The 12,642-nt window shown below is 68.2% G+C and carries 11 protein-coding genes; 1 reads left to right on the top strand and 10 read right to left on the bottom strand.

The genetic code is table 11. From position 1 onward, the window contains the following. Nucleotides 1–208: 208 nt before the first annotated feature. The 3 genes from NFW05_RS10410 to NFW05_RS10400 all read right to left on the bottom strand — a co-directional run bounded on the left by NFW05_RS10410 (nucleotide 209) and on the right by NFW05_RS10400 (nucleotide 3,173). Nucleotides 209–520, bottom strand: a complete 312-nt coding sequence (locus tag NFW05_RS10410) for a metalloregulator ArsR/SmtB family transcription factor (protein ID WP_295306064.1) — start codon at nucleotides 518–520, stop codon at nucleotides 209–211. Nucleotides 521–747: 227 nt separating this feature from the next. Continuing rightward, nucleotides 748–2,790 carry an ATP-dependent DNA helicase RecG gene (recG, locus tag NFW05_RS10405; RefSeq protein ID WP_295306061.1) on the bottom strand — a complete coding sequence of 681 codons (2,043 nt, stop codon included), beginning with the start codon at nucleotides 2,788–2,790 and terminating at the stop codon, nucleotides 748–750. Next, nucleotides 2,790–3,173: a RidA family protein gene (locus NFW05_RS10400; RefSeq protein WP_295306277.1), complete on the bottom strand. Its 384-nt coding sequence runs from the start codon at nucleotides 3,171–3,173 to the stop codon at nucleotides 2,790–2,792. The genes recG and NFW05_RS10400 overlap by 1 nt, the downstream gene beginning before the upstream one ends. A gap of 45 nt (nucleotides 3,174–3,218) precedes the next feature. Between NFW05_RS10400 and NFW05_RS10395 the strand changes: the two genes are divergently transcribed. Beyond that, on the top strand, nucleotides 3,219–3,557 hold the full coding sequence (locus tag NFW05_RS10395; protein WP_295306056.1) for a tetratricopeptide repeat protein: 339 nt from the start codon (nucleotides 3,219–3,221) through the stop codon (nucleotides 3,555–3,557). A 65-nt stretch (nucleotides 3,558–3,622) separates the two neighbouring features. On the opposite strand, the gene NFW05_RS10390 is transcribed toward NFW05_RS10395, so the two are convergent. The 7 genes from NFW05_RS10390 to NFW05_RS10360 all read right to left on the bottom strand — a co-directional run bounded on the left by NFW05_RS10390 (nucleotide 3,623) and on the right by NFW05_RS10360 (nucleotide 12,634). Continuing rightward, the gene (locus tag NFW05_RS10390; RefSeq protein ID WP_295306053.1) at nucleotides 3,623–4,162 is read right to left on the bottom strand and encodes an SPOR domain-containing protein; all 540 of its coding nucleotides are present in this window, start codon (nucleotides 4,160–4,162) and stop codon (nucleotides 3,623–3,625) included. Nucleotides 4,163–4,267: 105 nt separating this feature from the next. Beyond that, nucleotides 4,268–4,894, bottom strand: a complete 627-nt coding sequence (locus NFW05_RS10385) for a DUF2802 domain-containing protein (protein WP_295306050.1) — start codon at nucleotides 4,892–4,894, stop codon at nucleotides 4,268–4,270. A 197-nt stretch (nucleotides 4,895–5,091) separates the two neighbouring features. After that, nucleotides 5,092–6,294 carry an acetyl-CoA C-acyltransferase gene (locus NFW05_RS10380; RefSeq protein WP_295306047.1) on the bottom strand — a complete coding sequence of 401 codons (1,203 nt, stop codon included), beginning with the start codon at nucleotides 6,292–6,294 and terminating at the stop codon, nucleotides 5,092–5,094. Between the two features lie 20 nt (nucleotides 6,295–6,314). Then, the gene (locus NFW05_RS10375) at nucleotides 6,315–8,702 is read right to left on the bottom strand and encodes a 3-hydroxyacyl-CoA dehydrogenase/enoyl-CoA hydratase family protein (protein ID WP_295306044.1); all 2,388 of its coding nucleotides are present in this window, start codon (nucleotides 8,700–8,702) and stop codon (nucleotides 6,315–6,317) included. A gap of 201 nt (nucleotides 8,703–8,903) precedes the next feature. After that, entirely contained in the window at nucleotides 8,904–10,211 is a 1,308-nt protein-coding gene (locus tag NFW05_RS10370) for an outer membrane protein transport protein (RefSeq protein WP_295306042.1), read from the bottom strand. Between the two features lie 103 nt (nucleotides 10,212–10,314). Next, the gene (locus NFW05_RS10365) at nucleotides 10,315–10,713 is read right to left on the bottom strand and encodes an acyl-CoA thioesterase (RefSeq protein WP_295306039.1); all 399 of its coding nucleotides are present in this window, start codon (nucleotides 10,711–10,713) and stop codon (nucleotides 10,315–10,317) included. Then, nucleotides 10,706–12,634 (bottom strand): 3-hydroxyacyl-CoA dehydrogenase NAD-binding domain-containing protein, encoded by a 1,929-nt coding sequence (locus tag NFW05_RS10360; RefSeq protein ID WP_295306036.1) that lies wholly within the window; start codon nucleotides 12,632–12,634, stop codon nucleotides 10,706–10,708. Before NFW05_RS10360 ends, NFW05_RS10365 begins: the two co-directional genes overlap by 8 nt. Nucleotides 12,635–12,642 lie beyond the last annotated feature (8 nt).

The raw sequence follows: 12,642 nt of genomic DNA, 5'->3' as shown, positions 1-12,642 counted from the left end.
TGTCGCCCGAGCACGAAATCGAAGACCAGCGGGTCGGGCCGACGAATCGGCTCGAAGCACGGAAGCGTCGGACCGGCCGTCCTCGCCGTGGACGCGGGCGAAGCCAAGGAGCAGCAACTTCGCCCCGCGCTTCAGCCGGGCGACGAAGTTGCCCATCCGCTCGACCTGGCTGTCGTCCCCGTGCCCGGCGCGCAAGGCACGCCCCGCGTCATGCATGCTCCTCGAGATAGTCGAGCACCCGGCGCAGCGAATCGGCGAGCAGCGCCTTGTCGATCCAGAAATACACTTCCCGGCCGACTTTCTCGGAGAGCAGCACGCCCGAATCACGGAGCGTCTTCAGGTGATGTGCGACCGTCGACCGGGCGAGCGTGCCGGCGCCGGCGATCTGCGCGACGTTGAGACGTTCGCCGGGCTCGAAGAGCAGCAGGATGCGCTGGCGATGCTCGTCGCCGAGTGCCGCGAAGACCTGCGAAGTCCCCCGCCATTCAGCGGGGATTGCCTCTCCGAATTCGAATTTCATTGTCGGCCTCATCTGACGATCGGCGACGCACCGGGCGATATGACGACAAGTGTAGTTATATGACCCGACCTGTCAAGCCCGACGCTGGTCCCGCTCGGCGAGACCAGCGTCGGCACGCGCTGCGCGCTCGGGGCTGCTTCGGGCCTGGTCGCCGGCAGGCCCTCGGCGAGCGCCGAGGAGAGGCCCTCCGTCGATCGCCGAAGGGTCGGCTGAGCCGGCCGGTCTTCTCAAGCGCCGAGCAGTTCCTCACGTGTGCCGAGCCAGCGCCGCAGATGGCGCGTCGCACGTTCGGGCTCCTCGCGCAGCAGCTGCACCGCGGTCGCCCGCGCCAGGTCGACGAGGTCGGCGTCGGCTTCGAGGTCGGCGTAGCGCAGGAGTGGAACCCCGGCCTGCCGGCTCCCGATGAACTCGCCCGGGCCGCGCAGCCGCAGGTCCTGGCGGGCGATCTCGAAGCCATCGGCGTGTTCGAAGATCACCCTCAGCCGCGCCCTCGCCGCCGCCGACAGCGGCGGCTGGTAGAGCAGCACGCAAAGCGACTCGCCGGCACCGCGCCCGACACGGCCGCGCAGCTGATGCAGTTGCGCGAGGCCGAAGCGCTCGGCGTGCTCGATGACCATCAGGCTGGCGTTCGGCACATCGACGCCGACTTCGATCACCGTCGTCGCGACGAGCACGTCGATCCCGCCGGCCGAGAAGGCGTCCATCACCGCCGCCTTCTCATCGGCGTGCAGGCGGCCATGAACGAGCCCGATGCGCAGTTCGGACAGTTCCTCGCTGAGCACCGCGTGCGTGTCGAGCGCCGGCTGCAGATCGAGCGCCGCCGATTCCTCGATCAGCGGGCACACCCAGTACGCCTGACGCCCGGCCGCGGCGACCGAGCGCAGCGCGGCGATCACTTCGCCGCGGCGGCCGTCCGAAAACAGCCGCGTGCGCACCGGCGACCGGCCCGGCGGCAACTCGTCGATCACCGACACGTCGAGGTCACCACAGTAGCTCATCGCCAGAGTCCGCGGAATCGGGGTCGCGGACATCATCAGCTGGTGCGGATGGTCCCCCTTGCGCCGCAGTTCGAGCCGTTGCGCGACGCCGAAGCGATGCTGCTCGTCGATGATCACCAGCCCGAGGCGCGAAAAATCGACGCTGTCCTGGATCAGCGCGTGCGTACCGACGACGAGGTCGGCGGCCCGCGCAGCCTCCCGCTGGCGCTCGCGCTTGGCCCTGCCGCCGCCCTCGCCGGTGAGCAGCAGCACGCCGACGTCCAGCGGTTCGAGCCAGGCACTGAGCTTCGCGAAGTGCTGCGCGGCGAGGATCTCGGTCGGCGCCATGAACGCCGTCTGGTAGCCGGCTTCGATCGCCTGGCATGCGGTGATCGCCGCGACGATCGTCTTGCCGCAACCGACGTCGCCCTGCAGCAGACGCTGCATCGGCGAGCGGCAGGCGAGGTCGGCAGCGATCTCGTCGACCACGCGCTGCTGCGCGGCGGTCAGCGCGAAAGGCAGCGCCGCGCGCAGGCGTGAAGCCAGCCGGCCACTGCCCTGCAGCGCCGGCGCGAGTTGCTCGCGGCGCGAAAGGTAGCCCCGGCGCAAGGCGATCTGCTGCGCGAGGAGCTCGTCGAGCTTGATCCGTCGCCACGCCGGGTGGCTGCGTTCGCCGAGCGCGATCGGCGGCGTCTCCGGCGGTGGCGAATGGACGAGGCGCAGCGCATCGGCCAGCGCCGGCAGCGAATGCTCGCGGCACCAGTCGGCGTCGAGCGAGTCGCCGAGGTCCGCCTCGGCCAGCGCGCGAGCGATCAGGCTGCGCAGCGCCGTCTGGCCGAGGCCGGCCGTCGTCGGGTAGACCGGCGTCAGCGCCTCCGGCAGCGGGGAGTCGCCGGCGACGATACGCAGTCGCGGATGGATCATCTCCGGCCCGCGGACGCCAAAGCGCACCTCGCCGAAGGCGCGCACGCCCGACCCTTGGTCGCGGGCCGTTTCGAGCGCCCGCTGCTGGCTGCCGTAGAAGCTCAGGAAGCGCAAGTCGAGCAGCCCGCTGCCGTCGTCGATGCGCACGACGAGTTCTCGCCGGCGCGCGCTGCGGGTGACCACGTCGACGATCCGGCCCTCGACCTGGACCGGCCCGCCGGCAGGCGCTTCGGCGATCGGAGTGAGCTGCGTCTCGTCTTCGTAGCGCAGCGGCAGGTGGAGGACGAGATCGTCGCGCCGCTGCAGGCCCAGCTTGTACAGCCGTTTGAGGATCGCCGGCGGCGCTGCGATCTCCTCCCCGTCGGGCATCAGCCGTCGAGGACCATCACCGCGTCGGCCTCGACCAGCGCGCCGCGCGGCAGCGCAGCGACCCCCACCGCCGCACGGGCCGGGAACGGCTCGAAAAAGTAGCAGGCCATCACTTCGTTGAACGTCGTGAAGTTGACGAGGTCGGTAAGATAGACGTTGAGCTTGACGACGTCGGCCAGCGTACCGCCGGCCGCCTCGGCGACCGCCTTGAGGTTCTCGAAGACGCGAACGATCTGCGCGTCGATGCCGTCGACCATTTTCATCGTCGCCGGATCGAGGCCGAGCTGACCCGAGATGTACACGGTATCGCCGACCCTGACTGCCTGCGAGTAGGTGCCGATTGCCGCCGGCGCGTGCGGCGTCGAAATGATCGTTCTGGTCATCATCCTGTCCCCTGGAATGTCTCTGTCAACGAAGGAGAATATTAAATGAGCGCTGCGCTGATCGCCAATCTCGAGAAGCTCATCGGCGGCTCGCGCGACGGGGCGCTGCTGCGCTATTCGCTGGGCAACGAACACCTCAAGGCCGGCGACCCGGGACGCGCCGTCGCGCGCCTGCGCGAAGCGCTCGAACGGGACCCTCACTACTCGGCAGCGTGGAAGCTGCTCGGCAAGGCGCTGGCTGAAAGCGGACAGCCCGGCGAGGCGCTGCGCGCCTACGAGCAGGGCATCGAGGTTGCCGAAGCGAAGGGGGACCTGCAGGCAGCCCGCGAAATGAGCGTCTTTGCCCGACGCCTGCGCCGGCAACTGTCCGAAGCCGGCTCCTGAGCCGGAGCTCTGGCAGCAGGTCGCGGGGAAGCAGCGCGACGGCACGCGAGAGCCGCCCGACGGGCTCAGGGTTGTGCCGGGCGCAGCTTCTGGACTGTCGTCTCGATCCCCTGTGCCTTGAGCTTGCGGCGAACCTCGTCGGCCTCGGCACGGGTCCGGAACGGACCGATCTGCAGCAGTGCTTCGACGTTCGACGGAATCCCTTCGCTGGCCAGGCTCGCCTGGAGCTCCTGAGCGCGGCTCGCGTCGCCGACGACGCCCGACTGCAGCGTGTGTCCCGACAACGGGCGTGGCACAGCGGTGGCCGGCTGCGCCGCCGTGGCGGCGCTGGACTCGGCAACCGCCGATCGCGCATCGCTGACCGCTGGAACCGCTTGCGGTGCAGGCGCCGCGCCAGTGCTCGCCGCGTCCGCAACGGCCGACTCGACCGGGCCGCTCGCAGGCTCCTTCTTCCTGACCGGTACTGGCTCGGTGAATTCGCGGGCAACGGCGGGCTCCTGACCCGAACCCGGGTCTTCGACGAGCAGCACGACGACCAGCAGCGCGCTGGCCAGTACGCCGGCCGCGGCCATCCGCCCGAGCAGACGCCGTCTGAGTTCGGACAAGCCCCCGTCATCGCCGCCGGCCCGTTGAGAAAGGGGGCGAGCCGGTAAGACGTCGGCCCATGCGCGCAGCCATCGGGGCTTCCTCACCGCACCCGTCTCCATCGCCTAGCGCGAACCGCTCTCGAAACCCTCGCGGCGGTTGCGCGCCAGCGCCACGACGAGGTCGGCCTCGGCGCGGGCGATCCCGCAGCGGTGGGCGATCGCCGTCGCGTCGTGTCCCTGGATGGCCATGTGCATCGCCTCCTTGTACAACGGCGAAGCGCCCTGTGTCGAACTGGCCACCTGGGCTGCCTGGCGCCGCAGGTCCTCGCGCGCGGCGAGCACTTCGCCGCGCAGTTCGTCGACCTCACCGCGCAGCAGGTAGAGTTCGCGCTGCAGCGCGTCGATCACCGCCTTCCCGGGCACTTCGGGCGGCGGCTCGTTCCAGGGGAAGTCGGTGCGCGCGGGTTCGGCGACTGGCGGTGGCAAATCGGCGGCCGTCGGAGCCGCGGACGATCCTGCCGGGAACGCGGCTTCAGACGGCTGGTCCGGCGATGCCGCCGGCGCTTCGGGCTGCTGGATCGCCGCGTAGGCGGCCACGGCCGACTGCGCAGCGAGCGACGGCCTCGGCTCGGCCCGACGCTGCAGGCGCCGCATGCGCACGTAGAGCACGACGATGTACAGCACGAGCAGCGCGATGATCGCCAGCAGACCTTCGCGCCAGCCCGGACTGCCAAGTATCTCCGGATCCATGAGCTGCCCTGGTGGCGGTTTTCCCGCGGACATTATGCCAGACTGGCGCCTGCGCAGCGGCCGCAGGGGACGCCGTGAGGCGGGCCGGAAACCGCCAGCGTGGGGTGCGCCGGTAGCCGGCGAAGCGTCTCGACCGACACGGCAAAAAGGGCCTCGCCCGGACACCGGACGAGGCCCCCTTCACTGCCGGGGACGGATCAGTGGAGCGCCTCGAACAACCCGGCCGCACCCATGCCGGTGCCGATGCACATGGTCACCATTCCCCAGCGCTGCCGCGTACGCTGCAGGCCGTGGACCAGCGTCGCGGTACGGATCGCGCCGGTCGCGCCGAGCGGATGGCCCAGCGCGATCGCTCCGCCGAGCGGATTGACCTTCGCCGGATCGAGGTCGAGCGTCCGGATCACCGCTAACGCCTGCGCCGCGAAAGCCTCGTTGAGCTCGATCCAGTCGACTTCGTCCTGGCGGATCCCGGCCTTGCCGAGAACCCTGGGAATCGCCTCGACCGGACCGATGCCCATGATCTCGGGCGCGACACCAGCCACCGAGAAGCCGGCAAAGCGCGCCAGCGGCCGGAGGTCGAACTGACGGAGGATCTTCTCCGAAACGACGAGGACGGCGGCGGCTCCGTCGGACATCTGCGAACTGTTGCCGGCGGTCACCGTTCCGCGCGCGGCAAACACCGGACGCAGCCTGGCGAGCCCCTCGACGCTGCTGTCGCGGCGCGGTCCCTCGTCGTCCCTGGCCAGGTATTCCCTGACGCTGACTTCGCCGGTGGCCAGATTCGGCACCCGCGCGCTGACCGGATACGGCGAGATCTCGGCGCTGAAGTGGCCGGCGTCGATCGCCGCACACGCCTTCCGGTGCGAAGCGACGGCAAAGGCGTCCTGGTCCTCGCGCGAGACCTTCCACTGCTCGGCGACCTTCTCGGCGGTTATGCCCATCCCGAAGCCGATCGCGTGGTTTTCTTCCTTCGCGAAGATCGCCGGGTTGAAGGCGATCTTGTTGCCCATCATCTGGTTCATCAGCGACATCGTCTCGGTGCCACCGGCAATCATCACGTCGGCTTCGCCAAGGCGGATCCGGTCGGCGGCCATCGCCACGGTCTGCAGCCCGGAAGCGCAGAAGCGGTTGACGGTCATTCCCGGAACGCTGTTCGGCAAGCCGGCGAGCAGCACGCTGATCCGCGCGACGTTCATCCCCTGCTCGGCTTCGGGCATCGCGCAGCCGACGATCACGTCCTCGACGAGCGCGGGGTCCAGCCCGGGCGCCTGCGCGATCACCGAACGGATCGCGTGCACGAGCATGTCGTCGGGCCGGACGTGCCCGAGCATCCCCTTGCGCCGCCCGACCGGTAGACGGGTCGCGGCGACGATATACGCTTCCTGAATCTGTTTGCTCATCCTCTGTTCTCCTTGCTCGCTCAGTTGCGCAACGGCTTGCCGGTTTCCAGCATGTGCCGGATTCGCTGCTGGGTTTTTGGGTTCTTCAGCAGGTCGACGAAGAGCTTGCGCTCGACGGTCAGCAGCCACTGTTCATCGACCAGCGATCCGGTCTCGACGTCGCCACCGCACAGCGCCGTCGCCGCCGCCCTGGCCACGGCGTAATCGTGCGCCGAAATCATCCCGCCTTCCTTCATGTTGGCGAGCATCAGTTCGCAGTTGGCAATCCCGGTTCTTCCCGCGACCTTGATCCCGCGCGGCGAAAGGCGCGGGTAGTAACCCGCCTCGGCGAGGCCGCGTGCCTCGCGCAGCGCGACGTAGAGCAGTTCGTTGGCATTGAAGACGATCCGGTCGGTGTCGACGGCGAAACCGAGTTCCCTGGCTTCGGCACCGCTCTTCGAGACCGTGGCCATGGCGATCGTCGTAAACGCCGGCTGGATGAACTCGAAGGGGTCGTTGCCCGCGGTCTTCGCCGCCAGCTGCGCGGCGCGAACCGCGAACTCCTTGCAGCCCCCTCCGGCGGGAATCAGGCCGACTCCGGCCTCGACGAGACCGATGTAGCTCTCGAGCGCGATGACCCGCTTGGCGGCGTGCATCAGGAACTCGCAGCCGCCACCAAGGGCCATCCCCTGGACCGCGGCGATCACCGGTACGCTGGCGTACTTGAGCGCCATCGACGTGTTCTGGAACTCGGCGACGTACTGCTCGAGCAGTTCGAAGTCGCCCACGGCGATCGCCTCGGCGACCTCCTTGAGGTTCGCCCCGAACGCGAACGGCGCCTCGTGCCAGAGGACCAGCCCCTTGAAACCGGCCTCGGCGCGCGCGACGGCTTCCTGCATGCCGACGATCACCTCACGGCCGAGCGTGTGGTTGCGCGATTTGACGCTGACGATGGCGATCTCCGCGTCGATCTGCGGCAAGGTCCACAGCCGGACGCCCTCGTTCTCCCAGACGGTCGCACCGGCGACGGCCTTCTCGCCGAGCACCCGCTCGGGGAAGATCTGGCGCTGATAGACCGGCAGCGCCGAGCGCGGTTCGAACGCGTCGCGGCTCGCCGAATACGAACCCTGCGCGGTGTGCACGCCTTCCGCCGCGACCCGCCCGAAGACCCACGCCGGCAGCGGCGCGTCGCTCATCGCCCTGCCGGCTTCGACGTCGGCCCTGACGGCCTCGGCGATCACCGGCCAGCCCGCCGCCTGCCAGGTCTCGAAAGGCCCTTGCGCCCAGCCGAACCCCCAGCGCATGGCGAAGTCGAGATCGCGGGCATTGCTGGCGATCTCCGCGAGATGGAACGCCGTGTAGTGGAAGATGTCGCGGAAGATCGCCCAGAGGAACTGCGCTTGCGGATGCTCGCTGGCGCGCAGTTGGGCGAACTTCTCGGCCGGATTGCGGTTCTTGAGGATCGCCAGGACCGCCGGGTCGATTTCGCCGGCGCTGTCGCGGTAATCCTGGAGAGCGAGGTCGAGCACGCGGATCGTCCGCCCGTCCTTGCGGAAGATGCCACCGCGCGTCTTCTGTCCGAGAGCACCCTTGGCGATCAGTGCCGCGAGCCAGCCCGGAACGCCATAGTGACGGTGCCACGGATCGCCGGCCAGCGTGTCCTGCATCGTCTTGACCACGTGGGCCAGCGTGTCGAGCCCCACGACGTCGGCGGTGCGGTACGTCGCGCTCTTCGGACGGCCGATGATCGGCCCGGTCAGCGCGTCGACGACGTCGAAGCCGAGGCCCAGCCGCTCGGTGTGGTGCATCACCGCGAGCATCGAGAAGACGCCGACCCGGTTGGCGACGAAGTTCGGCGTGTCGAGCGCGCGAACGATGCCCTTGCCAAGGCGCGAAACGAGCCAGGACTCGAGGTCGTCGAGCAGCGCCGGCTCGGTGTTGCGCGTCGCGATCAGCTCGACGAGGTGCATGTAGCGCGGCGGGTTGAAGAAATGGATCCCGCAGAAGCGCGGGCGCAGCGCCTCGGGAAGCGCCTCGGCGAGCCGGTTGATCGACAGGCCCGAAGTATTCGAGGCGATGATCGCGTCGGGCGAAACGAAGGGAGCGATCTTCCGGTAGAGGTCGTCCTTCCATTCCGTCTTCTCGGCGATCGCCTCGATGATCAGATCGCAGCCCCGCAGGCGATCGAGATGCTGCGCGTAGTTGGCGGCGTCGATGTAAGCGACCCGATCCTTCGTGGCCAGCGGCGACGGCTCGAGTTTGCGGAGCGCGTCGATGGCCTTGCGGACGATCCCGTTGGCGTCGCCCTCCTTTGCCGGAAGGTCGAAAAGCACCACCGGAACTTCGGCATTCGCGAGGTGCGCGGCGATCTGCGCGCCCATCACGCCCGCCCCGAGTACGGCGGCCTTGCGTACGATGAAGTTGCTCAAGCTGTCCTCCTGATGTTGGCTGATCCGTGTTCGTCGGGCTGCACCCCGGAGCAGCTCTGCGGTGAGCGCTCAAACGAACGTTTGAATTATACGCTTGCTGGACTTTGCGTCAAGTGGAGCAGACTCCCCGGGGAGGGCTTTTCTCGGGCGAAAAAAAAAGCCCCGGAGACCGGGGCCTTTCTTGCAGATCGAAGGGATCGCTCAGAACTTGATCGAGTACTGGGCACCCAGGATCCAGATGTTCGAATCGTAGTCCCCAACCAGGATTCCCCGACCTTCGGCAGCCGAATTGTGGTTGATCGGGGTGTTCTTGATGTACAGATAGGCCAGACCGAATTCGAGGGTCTGTTCCTTCGCCGGATTCCACTGGGCACCGACGGTAAACCAGGTTCGATCGTTGTCGGGCAGCGAACTGAGCCGAGTCTCGGCGTTCTTGACCGGCGTCTGGTCGTAGGCGATGCCGAACATGAACTTGAGGTCGTCCGCATAGCGGTAGTTCGCACCAAGAGCGAAACGCCACGTGTCGTCGAACAACGCCGGCAGGACTTCTGCCGTCCGCCCGGCCTGCGGCCCCGACGTGCGGATGATATTGACGTTCTGGATCGAACTCCAGCCGGTCCAGGACACGTCACCGAGCATCTCCCAGCGGTCGCTCAGTTGCTGCACGACGCTGACGATGGCAGTAGCGGGAACCTTGAGGTCTGCCTGCACGTTGCTCGCCCGCCCGGCGGCGGAGAGAAGTTGCACGGCGGCACTGGCGGCCGGCGTGCCATTGCCGGCCAGGGAAATGCTGCCGCTGGTATCGTACTGGATCGCCGAACGGTAGGAGACGCCGACCTTCGTCGTTGGCGAGATCGTGAACAGCGCACCGATGTTCCAGCCCCACGCCCAGTCGTCGATCTCCATGTGCGCCTCGACGCCGGTAAACGCCACTGGAGCGATGGCTGCCTGACGATAGTAGTCGGCCTTGATCTTCTGCCAACTCACCCCTGCACCGAGCGACACGACGTCGTTGACCCGATAGGCGATCGACGGATTGATGTTGATCGTCTTGATATCGAATTCATCCGACTGCGCGCTACCCTTCCACGGCTTGTCGTACTTCGTCGCGTTGCCAAACGGGGCACCGATTCCAAGCCCCAGATACAGGTCGGGCGTCACCGCCCACGACGCATAGAGATTCGGAACAAAGGCCCAGCCACCGGCATCTCCCCCATCCCCGGCAGCGCCGAAGGTCGGACCCACCTGCGACCCCTGGTTGCCGAATGAGAAGCTCGGCCGGACGGCCGTGACCCCCCCGGACAGCGCGATTCCCTGCAGCTGCGTCATTCCGGCGGGGTTCCAGAAGATCGTGCTGGCGTCGTTCGCCTTGGCCGCCGAACCAGCGTAGGCGTTGCCGAGCCCGCTACCCTGCTCGAGCAGCTGAAAGCCGGACGCGGCTGCAGACCCTGACAGACCGGCGAGGAGTAACGCCGGGATGACGCGCATCGAAACCTTGTTCTGTGACATGTTGAGCTCCCCCAAGAACCTCTTCCAATGTGGCATTTCCGCCACTCACCGATTACGACTTCAACGGTAATCCTAAACCGATTGTCGAAGAAGAGTGTGTATCTCAGGGGCCATCAGGGAGCTGCCGCTTCTCGCCCTGTTGGTTTATTGCAACATAGGTCAGGACGGCCTCGGTCACCTTGACGATGATCGGCTCGGCCGGGTGGCGCTCGGCGTAGACCTCGACCTTGACGGTGATCGAGGTGCGGCCGGTCGCGACGACCTCGGCGTAGAAACTGACGACGTCGCCGACCGAAACCGGCTGTCTGAAGAGGAACGAATTGACCGTCACCGTGGTCACCCGACCGCGCGCGCGATGCATCGCCGGGATCGCTCCGGCGACGTCGACCTGGGCCATGATCCAGCCGCCGAAGACGTCGCCCTGGGGATTGACGTCCGAAGGCATCGGCACGACGCGCAGGATCGGCTGCCGGTCAGGCAGCTCGCCGATCCGTTCAGCCATGCTGGCTCCTCAGGTAATTGAGCGGGCCGCCGGTGAACGGCGCGAAACCGGTGCCGAAGATCACCCCGGCATCGGCCAGATCGGTGTCGGCGACGATCCCCCGGTCGACGAGTTGCTGCGTGCGCTCGAGCAGCGGGCGGACGAGGCGCTCGGCGAGCCCCGCGGGAATCGCTCCGGCAGCGGCCTTGTTCGCCCGCCCCGAAGTATAGTCGTAGAAGCCCTTGCCGCTCTTCTTGCCGAGATGCCCGGCGGCGAAGCGCTCGGCGAGGCAGCGCGGCGGCTCGGCCGTCTTGCCGGCCAGGCTCCGGCCGGCAGCCATCGCTACGTCCAGGCCGACCATGTCGACGAGTTCGATCGGCCCCATCGGCATGCCGAACGCACGCATCGCTTCGTCGACGGTCTCCGGGGCGATCCCGTCATCGACGGCACGCATCGCCTCGAGCATGTACGGCCCGAGGACCGCGTTGACCAGGAAACCCGGGGCGCTCCTGACCGGCAGCGGCAGCCGGTCGATCTGCCGGACGAAGGCCAGGCTGCGCTGGGTCATCTCGGGATCCGTCCCCTCGGCCGAGACGACCTCGACGAGCGGCATCCTGGCCACCGGGTTGAAGAAGTGGATGCCGACGAGGCGCTCCGGCCGCGCGAGCACCGGACTCAGTTCCTCGATCGACAGGCTCGAGGTGTTCGTCGCGAGAACCGCGTCCGGCCTGATCTCGCCGTCGAGCCTGGCGAGCAGCGCGCGCTTGGCCTCGAGATCCTCGGAGATCGCTTCGATGACCACGTCGGCGATCCGCGCGCCGTGCCCTTCGGGGTCGGGAATCAGCCGGTCGATCAGCGCGCGTCGCTCGCGCTCGTCGCGGATCCGCTGGCCCCAGACCGAGTAGGCGCGCTTCAGCGCCGGTGCGATGCGCTCGATCCCCTGGTCCTGCAGCGTGACGGTGAGCCCGCGCTGCGCGCACCACGCGGCGATGTCGCCGCCCATCACGCCGGCGCCGACGACATGCACGCGCTTCGCCTCGAAGCTGCTGCCCTTCCCGAAGGCCTTGAGCCTCTCCTGCAGGAAGAAGACGCGCACGAGGTTGCGCGCGGTCGGCGAACGAACGATACCGTCGATCAGTTCGGGCGCGGCGAGAGCGTTGCCCCGGTGCCGCTCCCAGATGTCGATGATCGCGTACGGCGCCGGGTAGTGCTCGATGCGCGCGCGCCTGGCGACCTGCTTCCGCGCTCCGCTGGCGACCAGCGCGCGGCCCGGGCCATCGAGCAGGCGCTGCAGCAGTGGCAGGCGGCGGCGCGCCTGCCCCGAGCTGACCAGCTGCGCGGCGGCGCTGTCCATCACCCGCGGGGGAACGCACTCGTCGGCCAGACCGAGGCGCTTCGCCTTCCTGGCGTCGATCGTCCGACCGGTGAGCATCAGGTCGAGGGCCGCCTGCGGGCCGATCCGCTCGGGCAGGCGGAGCATCCCGCCCCAGCCCGGGAAGATGCCGAGCATGACTTCGGGCAGGCCGAGGCGCGTCGAAGGCTCGTCGACGACGAGCAGATGGCGACAGGCGAGCGCGAGTTCGAGGCCGCCGCCGAGGCAGTGTCCGCGAACCAGCGCCAGCGTCGGGTAGGACACCGACGCCAGGCGGTTGAACAGGTGCCAGCCGCGGCCGACGAGCTCGATGCCCTTCTCGGCCGTGTCGAGGCCGGAGAACTCGCCGATGTCGGCCCCGGCGATAAAGCCTGCGGCCTTGCCCGAGCGAAAGATCACCGCCTTCGGCGGCTGGCTTTCGAAATCGTCGAGCAGCCGGGCAAGTTCATCGATCACCGAGCTCGACAGCGAATTGGTCGACTCGCCCGGTTTGTCGAGGGTTACCCAGGCGAGGCCGTCGGCGCCGATCTCGCAACGCCAGTTGGTGTAGATCCGGTCTTTCATGTGCATCGTTTTCG

Origin of the sequence: Accumulibacter sp. (assembly GCF_023806625.1) — a bacterium.
In the GTDB taxonomy this organism is placed as follows: Bacteria; Pseudomonadota; Gammaproteobacteria; order Burkholderiales; family Rhodocyclaceae; genus Accumulibacter.
This window is presented reverse-complemented; position numbering and strand designations above follow the sequence as displayed.